Here is an 18,456-nt window from a genome sequence, read left to right on the forward strand (position 1 = left end):
TTTTTGGCAAAGGTAAAAAAATGCTTGGAGCTTAGCAATTTAATTGGCGCAGATATAAAAAAAGCCTCCTTGGTGAAGGAAGCTTTTTTATAAGGTCTAAATTCTATTTCAGAAAATTAGTGAGCAGCTTTAGTTGAATCAACTTTAGCAGCAGCTGAATCTACAGCAGATTTTGCTGAATCTACAGCAGTTTTTGCTGAATCCAATTGTGTGTTAGCTGAATCTAAAGCAACATTAGCTGAATCAGTAGCAGCGTCAGTTTTTTTAGCAGTTTCACCACATGATGCGAAAGCCAATGTTAAAGCTAAACCTAAGAAACCGAATTTGAATGCGTTTTTCATTTTATTAAAATTAAAATATTTTTAAATCTTGTTATTTAGGGATTAATACCGATAAATTAAAAAGGTAACCCCAGGTTTTTCTCTTTTTGAAAAAAGAAAGACCTTTTGTTAAAAAAGGCCTTCCAAAAGCTTTATTCAGTCCTAAATTATTTTTTAGCAGCAGCTGAATCAACTTTAACAGCAGCTGAATCTACGTGGTTAGCAGCTGAATCCAAAGTGTTAGCAGCTGAATCAACTAAAGCAGAAGCTGAATCTGCAGCACCTTCAGCTTTTTTCTCTGAATTGTTACAAGATGCGAAAGCTACAGTTAAAGCTAAACCTAAGAAACCGAATTTTAATGCGTTTTTCATTTTCTAATTTTCTAATTTAAATTGAAATAATTTTCTTTTTCATCTCTTAATACACGTAACCAAAAAAGGTAACCCAAAAAATATGTTTTTTTTAAAATAATATATAAATGACTGAATTTAAGTTGTTTAATTTATTTAGAATAAGATGGTATCCCACAAGTCTCGGCTTGTGTCATCCTTTAGCTTAACAAGGGCTAAGGAAGGGTGATCATTGTGTCGTTCTTGTGTGTTTGTTGTGCTGAGCTTGTGTGAATGTATTTTAGCCAATCTAGGGATAAGATGGTATTGATAACAAACAATTTTCGATTATATTTCTTATTTTAAAAAGTAAACACTTAAAAAGAAATTGCAATTATGTTTGATAAAGTAAAGAATATAATGGATTTGGCAAAATCAATAGACTTTGGCAAATTGGAAGAAATATCGAAGAAAGTGGATTTGGGAGCAGTAATGGATGCCGTATCAAAAATGGATGATAAGCAGCTTCATGGTTTAATGAAAATGCTGAGTGCAGGAAAAGAAAAAAAGGAATTACCTCCTATTAATGGTGATTTCTATGCTATGGATAGCAAATTAAATGATTCAGATCGTGCATTGCAATTGAAGGTGCGGGAATTTATGGAGAATGAAGTCAAGCCAATTGTCAATAAATATTGGTTAAGAGATGAATTTCCTTTCGAAATTATACCGAAACTAGCCGCTTTAAATATTTGTGGCTATACCTACGATGGGTATGGCTGTATGGGGGGCAGTTCTTTAATGGAGGGGATCATCGCAGCGGAGATAGCGCGTGTTGATGCTTCTGTAGCGACTTTTTTTGGCGTACAGAGTGGTTTGGCTATGGGATCAATCTATATATGCGGATCCGAAGAACAAAAACAGGAGTGGTTGCCCAACATGCAGAAAATGCAAGTGATTGGTGCTTTTGGTCTAACCGAGCCCGAAGTAGGGTCGGGAGCAGCGGGCGGATTGACAACAACCTGTAAGAAGACCGCCGAAGGCTGGGTGTTAAATGGTCAGAAAAAATGGATCGGGAACTCCACTTTTTCGGATATAACCATTGTTTGGGCTAGGGATCTTGATGATGGCGAAGTTAAGGGGTTTATTGTACGAAAGGATAATCCAGGTTTTTCCGTTGAGAAAATTAAAGATAAAATGGCTTTGCGTATCGTACAGAATGGTCTTATTACTTTAGCGAATTGCATCGTTCAAGAAAGTGATCGCCTGCAACATGCAAATTCTTTTAAAGATACAGGAAAGGTTCTTCAGATGACGCGAGCAGGTGTCGCTTGGATGGCCGTAGGATGTGCGCGAGGCGCCTATGAAAATGCCTTGGATTATACGCGTAAAAGGAGGCAATTTGGTAAACCAATCGCCTCTTTTCAGCTTATTCAAAATCACCTGGTTGAAATGTTGTCCAATTTAACGGCTATGCAAACGCTTGTCTTCAGATTATCTGAATTACAGGATAAGGGTGAGCTAAGAGATGAACATGCCTCGCTGGCCAAAGTCTTCTGTTCTTTACGTACCAGGGATATTGTTTCCAAGGCTCGAGAGGTCATGGGCGGAAACGGTATTCTGTTGGAATATAATGTCGCACGGTTTTTGGCCGATGCTGAAGCCATTTATTCCTATGAGGGGACAAAGGAGATCAATTCACTTATTGTTGGTAGAAGTATAACCGGATTCAGTGCCTTTGTTTAGGGATTATCAGGCTGGTCTTTGGCATCCTGTTGCAAAATATCGCTTAATACATAAAAAGGGCGTTGTTCCGTAACAACGCCCTTTTTACTTCATTTGGAGCAAAAATCTAATTTTCTATTTCCGTTTGAATCGCATAATAGCAATGTCACCCATGATAAATGTCAACGTATTCTCGCTTATACTAAAGGTATTTACCTTTTCTAAGGTCGAAAAGAAGGTTACTTCGCCATTACCTTCGCAGGCCATCTTTGTCGACATAATGGGGCCAAAATTAATGGTGTTTCCATTCGTTTTAAAAGTCATATTGTAATTATTACAGCTGCTATTTCCGTTTACTTTACCACTGGAAACATCAAATATCATGGTTGGTTTACGATTGGGATATAGGCCATCGAAAGCAATCCGTGGGCCGGATATATAATCAAGTTCCCAAGTTCCACTAAGTTGTTGCTTATTGTCCTGAATCAACTTAAATTTTGCCAGGGGAGCCATTTTCGCTTTGTTCAAGCTAAGAATATCATCCTTAACCGTATAGTTATCTGCAGCAATCAGGTTTTTGGATAAGGCTTGTTCAATAGACATATCCGGACAGGCCATCATCGTAGACATACCCTGAGCAAATTTAACCTTTCCATTCTTTGATAAAGTCAATTCTCCACCGATGCCATTACATCCCCCACTTGCACTGTAACTTTTTTCATCCAGCTGGAGGTAAGGCATTTTACCGTTGATCTGAGCCGCTACTGGCTGTCCATTGATTTCAATCAATTGCCATTTTTTTCCAATTACTGACGACAGGCTACTTTCTGTGTTCTGCTCATTCGCGTTTTTCTTCATCACAGAGCAACTTCCAAGACTAACGATTAAGATGGCCAGTATGGCGATGTTTTTAAAGTTCATATTTTAAATTTTAACCTATTAACACCCTTTTTAACGTTTGGTTTGACAAAATGCTACAAAAGTTCACAAACAAAAAAGGCTTCCAGTTTGGAAGCCTTCTTTATCAGTAGGATAAATCTTACGATTTGTTTTTATTTTGTTGTGCTTGTTGTTGTGCACGCATCATTTCTTCCATTTTCGTTTGGAAGCTCGATTTTTTATCTGCTTTTGGATTCTTTTTATTTTCCTCCAATTTAGCTAAGATTTTCTCATCATTCACCATAGTGCGAATAACCAACTGCGTTAAGAACGTAAATAATGCACTTAAGAAATAGTAGTAATTCAAACCCGCTGGGAAGCTATTCAAAACAAAGAAGAAAATCAACGGCATGATATAGCCCATGTATTTCATTTGTCCTGTAGCACCAGATGTAGCGTTGTTATACCAGGTCGTTAACAGTGTTGTCAATGTCATCAAGATACACATCAACGAGATGTGGTTGAATGATCCAAAAATAGGTGCAAATGTGAATAGCGTATCATAAGTTGACATGTCCTTCATAAACAAGAAGCTTTGTCCTCTCAATTCAAATAAATTTGGAAAGAAGTAGAAGAACGCAATGGTAAATGGCATTTGTAAGACGAGAGGAAGACATCCGCCAAGTGGATTCACACCGACCTGTTTGTACAGTTTCATTTGCTCCTGCTGCATCAACATTTGATTGTCTTCACCCACTTTTGCTTTGATCTCATCCAGCTGCGGTTTTAAAACACGCATTTTGGCCATAGAGACATAAGACTTGTAGGTCATTGGGGAAAGAATCAACTTCAACATCAATGTCAATAAAAGGATAACGATACCATAGCTCATATGGAAACCATCCAGGAAGTTGAATACAGGTACTGTAATCCATTGGTTGATCCAACGCATAGGCCCCCAACCCATATTGATAATCGATTGATAATCATTTCCTTCAGCCTTCAATACATTGTATTGATTTGGTCCAAAGAAGAAGTTTAGGGAATAATTATTGTCCTTATGGTTATCAAATGCTAATTCCGCGTTTGTGTTGTAGAATTTAACGATATCGGTTTCTGACGCATGTTTTACATCCACTTTTGCATTGACAAAGCCATCTTTAGCGCTGAGGATACTAGAGAAGTAATGCTGCTTGAATGCAATCCATTGTACTTTTTTCTCCAATGCTTCATCAGCATCTTTTGATTCGGAAAGGTGATCTACTTTATTATCTTCTTTATAATACAGGGTAGATTTCTGTCTTTCCGATTCTATGTTTTGCTCTTTCTGTCTCAACGTGGTGTTCCAGTTCAGGGTCAACGTTTTTTGACTCTGCGGAATTAAATTCTGTATCCCTTTTGTGTTAATGTCCAGTCCTACATTATAACCTTTGCCAGCAATCGAGTATACATATTCAATATATTGATCGGCACTGTAATTTAGTCGGAATTTTACAGATTGTTTACCCTCAGCAGAAACTTGGATATCCGAAGATTCTGTATTGAAGTATAAATCATTTGTTGATACATTTTGACCAGCTGCATTAAACTGAAAACCAAACTTGTTGTCGTCGCCATCAAAAAGCATCAACGGTTTTCCATTGAAATTCTTTTCGCCTTTTAGTTCTACGGATTTAACCTTACCACCTTTTGTACTGATTTTGGCAATGATTTTCTCGTTTTCAATCGTAATGACTTTCTCCGTTCCAAATTTTGTCGCGCCAAAAGGTTTTTTCAATTCCGCCGAATCAGCAATCACTGCTGTTTGTGCTGCTTTGGCTTTAGCGGTAGAGTCACTTTCGGCAAGCAGTCCTTTTTCGGTACGCGCTTTAGCCTCTTGTCTCGCTTGTTCTTGTTTGATTTCCGATTCTGAAGGCTTCATCAGGTAAAATGAACCAGTGATGATAGCAAACATCAGGACCAAACCAATTAGGGTATTTCTATCCATTTTTAATAATTAAACTTAATTAATTGTATCCTTCTATTACTACTTTGATTTTTTGTTGGCCAAAGCAGCGGCTACAAAGCTAACAAAAAGTGGGTGAGGATTTGCAACAGTTGACTTTAATTCTGGATGAAATTGTCCGGCAACGAAAAATGGATGGTTTTTCAATTCGACAATTTCAACTAATCCAGTCTCCGGGTTGAATCCTGAAGCAATCATTCCAGCTGCTTCATATTGTTTTAAATAGTCATTGTTAAATTCATAACGGTGACGGTGTCTTTCAGAAATTTTTGTTTTACCATAGATGGCAAAGGCTTTAGTTCCTTTTTTAATTTCGCAGTCGTAAGCACCTAAACGCATTGTACCGCCCATATTGGTGATATTCTTCTGTTCTTCCATCAAATTGATGACCGGATTGCTGGTGTTGGCATCCATTTCAAAACTGTTGGCATCTTTTAACCCCAACACGTTTCTTCCGAATTCGATAACCGAACATTGCATACCTAAACAGATACCAAAGAACGGAATATTATTTTCACGAACATACTGAATAGCATTTAGCTTGCCGTCCAAACCGCGTTCGCCGAATCCTGGAGCAACCAAAACTCCATCCATACCTTTTAGCTTTTCAGCAACATTTTCTTTTGTAACACTTTCAGCAGCAATATAGCTTACTTTTACTTTACATTCGTTTGTTGCTCCTGCATGGATAAATCCTTCGATAATGGACTTGTAAGCATCTGGAAGTTCTACATATTTTCCAACCAAAGCAATATTCACTTCACTAGTTGGGTTTTTGAGTTTGCCAAGGAAGTTCTTCCAATTTTCTAAATCAGGCTCATTTTTGTTGGAAAGTTTTAGCTTTGTTAATGCTGTTTTATCAAGATTCTCCTTTAGCATCAGTAATGGAACGTCATAAATCGTCGACGCATCGATAGATTCTACGACGGCGTTGATGTTGACATTACAGAATTGCGCTAATTTTTTACGGATTTCTTGTGATAATTTATGTTCAGTACGACACACTAGAATATCTGGTTGTACACCATATTCCAATAATGTTTTTACTGAATGTTGCGTAGGTTTAGTTTTAAGCTCACCTGCAGCAGCTAGGTAAGGGACTAAAGTCAAATGGATAACCAGCGAATTATTGGCTCCTAATTCCCAGCGAAGTTGTCTTACGGCCTCCACAAAAGGTAAGGACTCAATATCGCCCACGGTTCCGCCCAATTCAGTGATGATAATGTCATATTCACCAGACTCACCCAACAGTTGCATTCTGCGTTTTATCTCATCTGTGATATGGGGAATCACTTGAACAGTTTTTCCTAAATATGCACCTTCACGTTCTTGTTGGATAACGTGTTGATAGATGCGGCCTGTCGTGACGTTATTTGCTTGTGAAGTAGGGACGTTCAGGAAGCGCTCGTAATGACCTAAGTCAAGGTCTGTTTCAGCACCATCTTCCGTAACATAGCATTCTCCATGCTCATATGGATTTAATGTTCCTGGGTCGATGTTAATGTAAGGGTCGAATTTTTGAATGGTAACTTTATAGCCACGCGCCTGGAGAAGTTTAGCAAGGGAGGCAGCAATAATACCTTTCCCCAACGACGAAGTAACGCCGCCCGTAACAAAAATATATTTAGTCATAACAATTAAAGGATTTTCAATTTTATGTGGTCAAAATGACCAATAATAGTTGCTTTATGTACGGGATACAAAGATAGCAATTTTTATTCAAAATCAGAATTGAAGATCGCTCGAATAATTAAATTAAAAATAGATGTTACCTTGGCTATCGATTGTCGTCTTTAATGTAGGCTGTGCTTTTGACTTGATTTCAATGCGATAGAAATTAATACTGTTTGAAAATACAATCTCATAATTTTTTTGCTCATTTATAATTTCAGGATATAATTTGCTTAACTCCTGAATTGACGTTGCATAACGTTTTTTATCGTTTCTATAGATCTGTTGCAGGTAAAAGATATTCCAGGTAACTTTTTCGAGCGCGAGGAATTGCTGGTCGATAGGTTGATGGTTTGCATCATCAACAAATTTTATATGTCCCCATCGCTCGGGGTAATGCATATTAACGAGGCCGATTGGAGACCATACCCAGTTCTCTTCAGCGAGCGTCTTACCCGTATTGTCTTTTCTCTTGCTGTAGGTGGTTTCGGTGTTGTCATAATGCCACTGAACGCGTGAGAAGTTTATCTTCCAGGTTTCATTTACTTTGATCTGATTTCCTTCGCCAAAGTATTTTAGACTTTTTACAGGTATTTTCATTTCCACAGTCCAAAATTCATCCTTGTCTTGTGGATTGTTGATGGACCCGGCATGATAGACTGCAGTTTCAATATCTTTTGTGTCCCAATTTAGATTAGCCCTACCGCCAAAGCGATAAGGTTTAGTCATCAAAAGATCCATAACTGTATTTAATGCATTTATTTCAATCTCTATATATTCCGGAGAGAATAGATTTGGCTTGAGAAAGATCTCAAAATCATTGTCATGATAGATGATTGTATCTTTCTGTCTTAAATATCCTTTGATATGAGGTTCTTGAAGCTTGGCAAAAAGATAAAGGTTTTCTTTATCCCAAAGCATCTTGACTTGCGTCTTAAAAGTAGGAACAGGCTTATTTAATCCCTCAATATCCTTAAAAGAGTCTGTCCATGGCGCTTTTGACCAGGAAGCCTCATCGTCCTTTCCGTCAATCGTGATTGCATCTGTTGCTGGGTGTACATAATAGGTTTCAGGGCGCGACTGTAACTGAAGAAATTCATTCAGATTCCGTTGTGCAAAAGTAAAGGTCGGATAGCTTATAAAAGCAAGGATAAAAGCTATAATTCTCATCAAGATACAGTTTGATTTTTAACGGCAGCAAAGTGAAGATGGAACAAAATTAGGATGTTTTTAACTATTGTGATCATCTACGATTCTACCTTTCAGATACGAAGCTAAAAGTAAGTAAAATGTTTTAGCGCGGCAAAGAGGAGGGTGTGATTTTAGGAAACAATATATAATTGTCCTAAATTTATTACAGAAGCAGTGGTTTGTATGACCTGCGTTTTGGAAGCTACGGGTGGTAGGGTATAAAAAAAGGCTTTGAATGATTTCAAAGCCTTTTTTTATGCCGTGGTAGTCGTAATTAGATTCTTTTCGATTTAATACGAGCAGCTTTACCAGTAAGGCCGCGTAAATAGAATAATTTCGCGCGACGAACTTTACCGTAGCTGTTTACTTCAATTTTTTCAATGTTTGGTGAGTTTACAGGGAAAATACGTTCAACACCTACACCGTTTGAGATTTTACGAACGGTAAAAGTAGCGTTAGCACCTTCGCTGTTTAATTGAATTACTACACCTTGGTACACCTGTACACGCTCCTTATTTCCTTCGCGAATTTTATAATGAACGCTGATGGTATCTCCAGCTTTGAAAGCGGGAATTTCATTCTTTACTACCGCTTGTTCTTCTACAAATTTTACTAAATCCATGATTTCGAGTAATTATTAACGATTTATATCCTGTAAAAATCGGAATGCAATATTACGACTTATTTTCTGAATATAAAAATACTTTTTTAAAAAACTATTGACTGATATTCAAATCGGATGCAAAGATATGAAAATGAAATGGATAATCTAAAGATATTTTGAATATTCCTTTGTAGGCTATATGGAAAGGGTTTTTGATTGCTAAATTCAATAGAATATATTCTTTTGATAAAAATATTATGCAATCAATCAGCTGTTTAGTGATTAATTTTCTATAGGGTGTTGACAAAGTCAAAAAATGATTCGATATTTGTGCCACACAAAACAAAGGTGATACCTTTTCGGGGTGTAGCGTAGCCCGGTATCGCGCCACATTTGGGATGTGGAGGTCGTAGGTTCGAATCCTGCCACCCCGACTTAAAAGCTCTAACGAAAGTTAGAGCTTTTTTTGTATCCTCTTTTTATTCGTCCCGTAAGCTGTTTATAGGATTAGCTATGGCTGTTCGGATAGCCTGCCAACTTACTGTAATTAATGCGATGCCTATTGTTACTAGTCCCGCCAGCACAAACATCCACCATTGGATCTCGATGCGGTAAGCAAAGTCTTCCAGCCATTTGTTCATGGTTAGCCAGGCGATCGGCGAGGCGATTATCAAGGCAATTAATACGGGTTTTATAAAATCTCTGGACAGTAATGTAGTGACACCCGATACCGAAGCGCCAAGCACCTTGCGAATTCCGATCTCTTTGTTTCGTTTGGCAGCCGTAAATGAGGCTAAACCATAGAGGCCTAGGCACGCGATAAATATGGCCAATCCAGAAAAAAGACTGAGTATACGTTGTTGCCTAAGATCAGTTTTGTACAGCATATCGAATTTCTGGTCCAAAAAACTGTATTCAAACGGATATAATGGGGCTACTTTCCCAAATGCGGTTCTAATAGTTTTTAGGGCTGCAGGGAAATCTTTTGTGTTTAAGCGGATAAGGGCTACCCTTAGATCATCAGAAGGGGCAACAACTAATGCATCCATGTTTTCTTTTAGGGATAGGAAGTTAAAATCATCAATTACACCAATGATTGTCCGGGGGGATTGATCGCGGATCGTATTTTTTATCCATTTGCCAATGGCCTGTTCGGGAGTAAATCCAAGCATCGATGCTGCAGTACGATTGACTAATACAGCCCTAGTGGAGTCGGTCGGGTGTTGTATTGAAAAGTTTCGGCCTGCTATTATTTTGAGTTTCAACGTACTTACATAGTCAAAATCAGTGAACTCTGTCCTTGACTTCCACTTCTCACCGTTCTTTCCTTCGACCTCGAATGTGTGGCTATCGAAGAAGCCGCCCGGTTCACCGGACATAAAGGAGACCGATGCAATATCACTGCTCACAGATAATTCGTTTTTGAATGTACGAAGGTTGTTGTACAGTTCTTCATTGTCTATTGGAATAACCACAGTCTGTTGGTTGTCGTAGCCGAGCCCTAGTTCTTTTACATATTTCATCTGCTTGGAGATAATCAGTGTACCGATGATAAGTAAAATGGATATGCTGAATTGGAATACAACCAGCGTATGTCGGAACAGTGTGCCGCCCTTGCCGAAGCGCAATTTGCCTTTTAATGCCTGTATAGGGGAGAAGGTCGAAAGGTATAATGCGGGGTAACTTCCCGCTAATAGACCTACTATAATGATAACTGCAATCAAAAAAATATAGATCGGCCATGAATTCCATGGGACTGTTAGGCTGTATCCCAATAGTTGATTATATACAGGCATGAGTAGTTGCAACAGACACATGGCGAGTGCGCAGGATATGCTGGTTAATAAAATGGATTCTCCGATAAACTGTCCCATTAATTGAAGACGTCGAGCGCCAAGTACCTTTCTTAAACCAACTTCTTTTGATCGGTCAACTGCACGTATTGTTGAGAGATTCATGAAATTGATGCAGGCGATAATCAATATAAGTATGGCGATGGAAAGAAAAATGTAAATAACCTTTTTGTCGCCATGTTTTGCGCTGTCAAATGCGCTGTGGGATTCAAGATAGACGTCTCGTAGCGGTGTAAGCGCAAGATCAAAATGAATGCCCATATTGGTAGAAACTGCTTTCATATGCCTATTCATGAAATCAGGAAACTGCTTTTCCAATTGCCTAGCATCCTTATGTTCGTCAAGTAAGATGTAAGTGAATAAATTGTTGTTTTGCCAGGCTTTAAAGGGTTCGGTATCGAGATAATTGGATAAGGGGATAATGAGATCAAAATCCAGATGCGAATTGACCGGAAGATCTTTAGCGATCCCAGTAACGGTTAATTGTTTATTTTTATCAAGCTGTAGTATTTTACCGATGGGATTCTCATCTCCAAAATATTTTTTCGCAGTTTTTTCCGTTAATACAACACTTGTTGGATTTTTTAAAACAGTCATTGGATTTCCCTTGATGAGCGGAAAACTAAATAGTTCAAAGAAATCGTCATCTGCAATAAAGAGTTTCTTTTCATTGAATGCGATATTGCCAAAAGAGAATAACCCATTGGCAGGCATTACCCGTACAGCTTTTTTGATATCATCCGGATAATCGGTTATTAAGGCGGTGGCATAGGGTGCAGATAAATAAGGAGCGCGGTCTTTGGTGTTGTCAAAGCCACGCATGACCCGATAGATCCGGTCACCTTGGCTGTGAAACTTGTCGAAGCTAAACTGATTGGCGATAAACAGGAATATCATTGCGCAGACGGTGATGCCTATTGTTAAGCCAAGGATATTGATAAAGGAAAAAACCTTGTTCTTAATAAGGTTTCTCCAGGCGATTTGGAAATAGGTCTTTATCATACTTTTTGTTATAAGTGTTCATTCTGAACTTATGGTAATCAATCCCGTTGAAGGATAGGTTGATTTCTATTTTGAAAAAAATGTTCAATGGATCAATTTCAAAAAAGCGGCCAAAGGGCTAAAGTATTTTTAGTCAATAGATTGTATTCTTTCTTTTTGTGGTTAAAGTGTTTGGATTCGAACACTTCATGTTCATATTCGAACAGGCTACAGTGGGGAGGTCAAAAAGATTTTAATTGACAGGTGAGCGCTTGATCGAAGTGACAAATATTCGAAATAGCATTAGATTTGATGTATAAAGGAGAGCTATGTATCGTCAGGGCAAAGAGTATGTCGCAATATAACAACTTGTTAGTTTTATTTTATGTTTTTCATTTGCAAATAATTTGTAAGAAGCGTATATTTGTGCCACACAAAACAAAGGTGATACCTTTTCGGGGTGTAGCGTAGCCCGGTATCGCGCCACATTTGGGATGTGGAGGTCGTAGGTTCGAATCCTGCCACCCCGACTAGAAAAGCTCTAACGAAAGTTAGGGCTTTTTTTTGTTTCAGGGTAGGAATGCGAACCTACGGCCTTTAGGGTGTTATTTAGATTGATCCGGAGGAAACTCAGTCAGGGCCAGCCAATCCCGCTATTTTAGCTAGCCAAGTGTTAACTTCGCTATTCAGGGCAGTCATGCTGGTTTTTAAAATTATTATGGATCGAAATCGATATGTGTTTTATATGTTTTGTAAATTATTTTACAATAAGTCAGCTTGTTAGGTGTTATGTAGAGAATATTTTTGAAAAAAACATATTTTTAATTTACTTTTGTGCCACACAAAACAAAGGTGATACCTTTTCGGGGTGTAGCGTAGCCCGGTATCGCGCCACATTTGGGATGTGGAGGTCGTAGGTTCGAATCCTGCCACCCCGACTAGAAAAGCTCTAACGAAAGTTAGGGCTTTTTTTGTTTCAGGGCAGGGTGCGAACGTACGACCTTTTAAGATATTAGTAGGTTCGATCCGTAGGAGGCTCAGGGGGGGTGTTTGGGGAAAGTGCGGCTGAGTCAATCCTGCCACCCCGATAAAATCCACTGGTAATCAGTGGCTTTTTCTATTTTTGGATATATTTCGGACAAATTTCCCTTGTTTTTTAAAGCTTGTAAAGTTAAGAAAAGTGGGATTCATGATACACGTACTTAAATATCCACCAATAGCACACGGTGCTGACCTAAACCTTAAACTTATTTTTCTCAGCGAAGGGTTTCTTCCAAAAATGCTTTCCAGAGGATAAAACCTCTTTCTGGATCGCTGTAGTCATGAAGGATGCGATTAAATCTTTCGGGAGTATGGTTTTCTAAGAAAGCCTGTCTACCTTTTTCACGAATAATCTGCAGATCTTTATCTATCATCGCAACAGCGTCTTTCAAGACGGTTTTATTTTTATCTGTGTGCCAGATATAAGTCGCCTCCTCCGTATCTAAGGTTTCAAGGATGATGTGGTACTGGCTCTCTCCGGATAGAAGAAATACAAATGCAAAGGGACTAAGCACGAATCTAATCTTCATAATACTGCTCTGGTGGTGATCGGCTAAGAATTGAACTTGACGAGAGTGTTTGTATTTTCGTAAATTAAGGATTTCAGAAAGTAACTCTTCGGCGTTTTGATATACAGTATCGCCATTCTGTAACTGATCTGAAGTCAAAATATTTTGTTTTTGCAAAGGTAGCTTGCCTAATAGTCCCTTGTTCAGAAACTGGAATTTCACACCTTCTACAATTTCTTTATTTATTCGTTCTATATCATCGGAAGTAGCGATTTGCGCGACCAGTTTTCCGTATTCAAATTCAGCGTTTAACTGAACGTTGATGTTTTTAGATTTCAGTATCTTGATAAAGTAAGGTTTTAATACCTCAAACTCAGGCCTAATCTCCAAATTTTCGATTTGAAATTCCAAAACCGTATGCATCTCTTCTACTTTATAAGTGAAGACCACATGGCCATAATGAAACGATAGATCCTCAATGGGTATCTTGGTACTTTTTTCTAAGGTAAATAAATGACCTATTTGAGACTGGTAATCCATCGTTGGTTCATCAAAAAGTGTAGCTTGTTTGGTGATTTTACGATAATAGATATTCCGTTTTAGAAACATCTTGTCTAGATAATCGATCTGTACATCCCGATAGTCGTATATAGTTGGATTGATCTCGGATCGCTGCACCCGACCGATGTATTGAATCAATTTTCCATGGAAAGCAAAGGGATAGGCCAAAAGTAGTGTGCTGATATGCTGAATATCCGAACCTTCGCCAAAATACTGACCTGTCGTAATTAGTACTTGAAAATTCCCTTCTGATAATGTTTTCCATTTCGCTTTCTTACTGCTGTCTGAATCATCTCCGCTGAGCGTTATGGTTTCATAATTTGATTTTAGCAATAGATTCAGCGTCTCGATATGTTCTTTTCTTTCGGTAATTATAACTGCCTTTTTTCCTTGGTTTAGCTCGGCGGATACATCGTTTACTATTAATCGGTTTCTTGCTGTATCATGAATTAGAATTTGGGAAAGTGTTTCGAAACTGTCGGTTTTAGAATTATAGGGAACATGGAGTGTGGTATTCCGTACGATGATATTTGCCCTTTTGTAATCTTCAATTTCCTCTGGTCGGATTTCTGTAATGATATCACCGAGATAGGTGAAGATCAATTTATCATCATTATATTTCCGAAAAGGAGTCGCTGTGAGACCGTAGCAATAAACACTGTTTAGTTTTCCGACGGTGGTACGATAAGATTCCGCCGGAATATGATGACACTCGTCGATTAAGATCGCGCCAAATTTGTCCTGAATTGTTTCAATATGTTTTGGAAGACTTTGTATCGTTGCAACGGTTATTTTATCAGCACCCAATTTTGCTTTTCCCTGGCCTATAATCCCAATTTCTTTCTTCGGTATCCCTAGGAATGATTCGATACGTTCTATCCATTGATCTAACAGCTGTTTACGATGCACGACAATAAGTGCAGGTTGTTGTTTGTCTGCAATAATCTTCAAGCCAATAACAGTTTTTCCTGTTCCTGGTGGAGCAACGATCACACCGAAATCCTTTTTTTCTACTGCGGCGACAGCATTGGTCTGATGCTTTCGCAATGCGGCATTAAAAGAGAATTGGATTGCCGGGAGTTCGTGTCTATTATCAACAAAGTCATGTGCTACCTGTGTTTCTCTGCAGAATCGCAGTATTTTCCCAATAAACCCTCTTGGGATGAGGATTTCATTTTCCGTTTCTTCAATTAATTTAAAAAATCTTGGCGTGTCGAAAGTGCTTCTCCCTGACTTTTTCTTGATGATAAAGGCTGAATTAGCAAAATTAAGTTGCTCCTTCAAAAAATTGATGAGTACAAATGGTATAGCGTGACTATTTATACGGATCGAATTGCTCAGGGCGATTTTAAGTTTTCCATCAACAACGGGTACATAGCTTTCTTTACTTCCTCTTGTTTGATTGAACAGCTCCTCTAGGTAATCCAAACTCACTCTTTTAATTTCTTTTAAATATGCAATTTGATCAGGAAATGGATCTATCGTTTTGGGATCGATAAAGGAACTGTTGCCATTCTGTACAGCAGGTGAAAATAAGGGCATTGCAATTAGATTTCCTAAACCTTTGCCAGACAGGTAATCTTGATTTGGAAACAAACGGTCAAAGCTGGAGCTTTTATCAAATGGCGAGAATGCACCGCATCCTTCTAAGATATGTATAAATAACTTACGACTTTTGGCTGCTGGATAAGGGCTTTCAAAGAAAATCCAGACATGTGCGCCATTGCCGGAACGGGACCGTTCAAGATAAGCAGGGATATTTTTAGCGGTACATGATTCGAGAAATTTCAAAGCCTGTTGTTGCCAATCGGATTTATCGAAATCAGCTACTAAAAACCAAGAAGTGTTATCTTGCAACAGTGGGTAAATTCCGATCTGCTGAAGGCCGTTAAGATGTTTCGTAATTTCTATTTCTGACAATGGCAGGTAGCTTTTGTGGGCATAGCTTTGAAAAGTACCGCCATTAGCTTTATGTAGTCGATAATGGTATGGGTCATAGCTATAGGCCGGCATGTACCCGCCTTTACTTCCCTTCTCCCAGCGTAAAGCAAATACGTCTTCGCGACCTCTAAAAAGGTTGAGAAGATAGATTATGTCCTCGTTAGTGAATTCCACTTGTTTTTATTTTGGTATTAAGATAAGTGAATTAGAATATACATCTTAAAAATATTAATAATCTGGAACACTTTCGTTTATTCAAAGTGACTATTGAGATTTGATATCAAGCGTTGTTTTTTGAATAATTGTTACTTATCTTTACCAATCGTGTTACGATAAGACCCATTTTTTAGGTCTTATCGTAACACAAAAGGTAATATGGCAGACAGCGTTTATATATCAGAACATCTTACGAAGCCCCAACTTGGGTTCTTAAAGTTGCTGGATGACTATGAAGTACAGTTGTTCAAATTCTCAGAAATTGAACAGTTGCTAGAACAAAAGTTTGACAACTTAAGTGAAATCTTAGAGAATCTAGTCGACAAGGAACTACTTGTGCGAATGGAAAAAGGTAAATTTTGCAAACAAGGTTTTCGGGACGAATATGTCATCGGTACTTTCGTCGCTGAAAATAGTGCTGTCGCGTATTGGTCTGCATTAAATTTGCACGGATTGACCGAACAATTTTCTAATACCGTTTTTATTCAGACGACTAATCAGAAAAACGACAAGTCAATCTTAGGTACTTCTTATAAATTCGTTAGGATAGCACCTAATAAAAAAACAGGAATAATAGACAATGGTTACGGTAACCTTCATTATCCGATAACCGATGTAGAGAAAACAATAGTCGATTGCTTTGACCTACCTCAACATTCTGGTGGCTATGCGGAACTGATTCGAGCAGTTAGTCAAGCGCAAATGCAACCCACTAAATTAGTCGAGTATTGCAAGGCTGTGAATAATATAGCGGTTACCAAACGAATTGGCTATTTGGTTGAACTTCTACAAATTACAGGCATGGATCCTTTTATAGATTTTGCCAAGATGCAGGTAAAAAATAAATATAATTTGTTTGATCCCCAGGGATTGGAAGAAGGTGAATTTGTCGCAGAATGGCGATTGCGATTGAATATCAGCCGGGAGGAATTGTTAGACATATCCAATAAACAATACTAGATGATACTGAAAAAGGAAATAGCAGAAAAAGCTTTGGAAAATGAAGTGTCCAGAGGTACCATCGAAAAGTTACTGAATCAGAAAGAGCTATTGACTAAGGAGTCAATTTCATAAAGGCATTATGGCAGAATCTCAAAATATTGAATACAAGCAGAGCTGGAGGGATGAATATCTCAAATGGATATGTGGCTTCGCAAATGCAAATGGTGGTACTATTTTCATTGGTAAGGATGATGGCGGCAAGACTGTTGGTGTAGCTGATGCTAAGAAATTGTTGGAGGATATTCCGAACAAGGTGCGTGATGTATTGGGTATTTTGGTTGATGTAAATCTGCATGAGACTGTTGAAGGGGATTTCTTAGAGATTATTGTGGAGCCTTATCCTAATGCTGTAAATTATAAAGGTCAATATCACTATCGAAGCGGTAGCACAAAACAGGAAATGAAAGGTGCTACGTTGGATAAGTTTTTATTACAAAAGAAAGGTGTTCGTTGGGATGGAGCTGCTGTTCCTCGAGTATCCGTTGATGATCTAAAGAAAGAAACGTTTGTTTTTTTTCGTCAACGTGGTTTTAAGAATAAGCGTTTGTCTGAAGACAGTTTGATTGACCGTGACGAGCATTTACTTGAAAACTTGAAGTTGATTGAGAATGGTTATTTGAAACGAGCTGCTATTTTGTTGTTTCATCCTGATCCGGAAAAGTATATGACGGGAGCTTATGTGAAGATTGGTTATTTTGAAGGGGAAACGGATTTGATATTTCAGGATGAGGTTCATGGGAACTTATTTGAACAGGTTGAAAGGACCATCGATCTTTTATTTACGAAGTATATCAAAGCGCTAATTAGCTATGATGGGATCCATCGTAATGAAACTTATGAATATCCTAAAGAAGCTGTACGTGAGGCTTTATTAAACGCCATCGCTCATAAAGATTATTCGGGATTAACTCCTATTCAGATTCGTGTATACCCTGATAAGCTTATGATCTGGAATGAGGGACATCTTCCGGAAAATTGGACCGTGAGTAACTTATTAAAGAGTCATTCTTCGAGGCCCTATAATCCTGATATAGCAAATGCATTTTTTCGTAGTGGCTATGTGGAATCCTGGGGCCGTGGCATTAGTAAGATGACAGAGCAGTGTTTGGCTGAAGGATTGCCTGAGCCAAGTTACTTGGTTGAGGGATCAGATTTCTGGGTTGTATTTAAGAAGGATATTTATAATACGGAGTATCTTGAATCGCTTGGTTTGAATAGCCGACAGGTGAAGGCTGTTTTATTTACAAAGAACAAAGGAAAGATTACGAATAGTGATTATCAGAAATTGGCAGGTGTTTCTAGAGAAACATCTACTCGAGATATCAAGGAGTTGATTGATAAAAAATTATTTAAATCTAGTGGAATTAAAGGTGCAGGAGCTTATTATACCTTAAATTGAATTGCGTCATGAATTGCGTCAATTGCGTCAAACTGGGGCTTTTGAGAATAGTAAAGTAAAAGCAATATAGAGAAAATTTTCACTAGTTTGTACCAGCATTACTGTTGAACCCATGGTTTGCCGATAAAACAATAGTGTAATGATTGCACCTAAAACCTCAGAAAATGTTAGATGTCCGCTACGGCTACGCTTCGCAGTTTAAACAAGAACGCGGAATCAAATCCGGATC

Annotated in this window: 12 protein-coding genes and 3 tRNA genes; 6 read left to right on the forward strand and 9 right to left on the reverse strand. The window is 38.2% G+C overall.

The genetic code is table 11. The features are described 5' to 3' along the window. Window positions 1-116: 116 nt before the first annotated feature. Window positions 117-341: a hypothetical protein gene (locus DTA23_RS17355; protein ID WP_046671847.1), complete on the reverse strand. Its 225-nt coding sequence runs from the start codon at window positions 339-341 to the stop codon at window positions 117-119. A 146-nt stretch (window positions 342-487) separates the two neighbouring features. Continuing rightward, window positions 488-691 (reverse strand): PG1828 family lipoprotein, encoded by a 204-nt coding sequence (locus tag DTA23_RS17360; RefSeq protein WP_112375508.1) that lies wholly within the window; start codon window positions 689-691, stop codon window positions 488-490. Between the two features lie 354 nt (window positions 692-1,045). Here DTA23_RS17360 and DTA23_RS17365 point away from each other — a divergent pair, with 354 nt between their 5' ends. After that, a complete protein-coding gene (locus DTA23_RS17365) occupies window positions 1,046-2,395 on the forward strand; it encodes an acyl-CoA dehydrogenase family protein (protein ID WP_204990850.1) in 1,350 nt (449 codons plus the stop codon). A gap of 114 nt (window positions 2,396-2,509) precedes the next feature. On the opposite strand, the gene DTA23_RS17370 is transcribed toward DTA23_RS17365, so the two are convergent. The 5 genes from DTA23_RS17370 to rplS form a co-directional block, all read right to left on the reverse strand. Then, window positions 2,510-3,295, reverse strand: a complete 786-nt coding sequence (locus tag DTA23_RS17370) for an META domain-containing protein (RefSeq protein WP_112375510.1) — start codon at window positions 3,293-3,295, stop codon at window positions 2,510-2,512. Window positions 3,296-3,413: 118 nt separating this feature from the next. Continuing rightward, entirely contained in the window at window positions 3,414-5,240 is a 1,827-nt protein-coding gene (gene yidC, locus DTA23_RS17375; RefSeq protein WP_112375511.1) for a membrane protein insertase YidC, read from the reverse strand. A 39-nt stretch (window positions 5,241-5,279) separates the two neighbouring features. Beyond that, window positions 5,280-6,890 (reverse strand): CTP synthase, encoded by a 1,611-nt coding sequence (gene pyrG, locus DTA23_RS17380; RefSeq protein WP_070563031.1) that lies wholly within the window; start codon window positions 6,888-6,890, stop codon window positions 5,280-5,282. A gap of 123 nt (window positions 6,891-7,013) precedes the next feature. Continuing rightward, window positions 7,014-8,099: a carbohydrate-binding family 9-like protein gene (locus tag DTA23_RS17385; RefSeq protein WP_070563028.1), complete on the reverse strand. Its 1,086-nt coding sequence runs from the start codon at window positions 8,097-8,099 to the stop codon at window positions 7,014-7,016. Window positions 8,100-8,394: 295 nt separating this feature from the next. After that, complete coding sequence (rplS, locus tag DTA23_RS17390) at window positions 8,395-8,742, reverse strand: 50S ribosomal protein L19 (RefSeq protein WP_046671854.1); 348 nt, start codon at window positions 8,740-8,742, stop codon at window positions 8,395-8,397. 342 nt (window positions 8,743-9,084) lie between these two features. On the opposite strand from rplS, the gene DTA23_RS17400 reads away from it, so the two are divergent. Further along, window positions 9,085-9,158: transfer RNA gene (locus DTA23_RS17400), tRNA-Pro, on the forward strand. A gap of 45 nt (window positions 9,159-9,203) precedes the next feature. Here DTA23_RS17400 and DTA23_RS17405 read toward each other — a convergent pair. After that, the gene (locus DTA23_RS17405; protein ID WP_070563022.1) at window positions 9,204-11,579 is read right to left on the reverse strand and encodes an ABC transporter permease; all 2,376 of its coding nucleotides are present in this window, start codon (window positions 11,577-11,579) and stop codon (window positions 9,204-9,206) included. Between the two features lie 435 nt (window positions 11,580-12,014). Between DTA23_RS17405 and DTA23_RS17410 the strand changes: the two genes are divergently transcribed. After that, a tRNA-Pro gene (locus DTA23_RS17410) sits at window positions 12,015-12,088 on the forward strand. 334 nt (window positions 12,089-12,422) lie between these two features. Continuing rightward, a tRNA-Pro gene (locus DTA23_RS17415) sits at window positions 12,423-12,496 on the forward strand. 318 nt (window positions 12,497-12,814) lie between these two features. Here the strand turns inward: DTA23_RS17415 and DTA23_RS17420 are convergent. Beyond that, window positions 12,815-15,784, reverse strand: coding sequence for a DEAD/DEAH box helicase (locus DTA23_RS17420; RefSeq protein WP_070563020.1), 2,970 nt, complete (start codon window positions 15,782-15,784; stop codon window positions 12,815-12,817). A 201-nt stretch (window positions 15,785-15,985) separates the two neighbouring features. Between DTA23_RS17420 and DTA23_RS17425 the strand changes: the two genes are divergently transcribed. Further along, window positions 15,986-16,786, forward strand: a complete 801-nt coding sequence (locus DTA23_RS17425; RefSeq protein ID WP_070563017.1) for a type IV toxin-antitoxin system AbiEi family antitoxin domain-containing protein — start codon at window positions 15,986-15,988, stop codon at window positions 16,784-16,786. 121 nt (window positions 16,787-16,907) lie between these two features. After that, window positions 16,908-18,227 (forward strand): ATP-binding protein, encoded by a 1,320-nt coding sequence (locus tag DTA23_RS17430; RefSeq protein WP_070563014.1) that lies wholly within the window; start codon window positions 16,908-16,910, stop codon window positions 18,225-18,227. Window positions 18,228-18,456 lie beyond the last annotated feature (229 nt).

The organism is Sphingobacterium multivorum (assembly GCF_900457465.1).
In the GTDB taxonomy this organism is placed as follows: Bacteria; Bacteroidota; Bacteroidia; order Sphingobacteriales; family Sphingobacteriaceae; genus Sphingobacterium; species Sphingobacterium multivorum.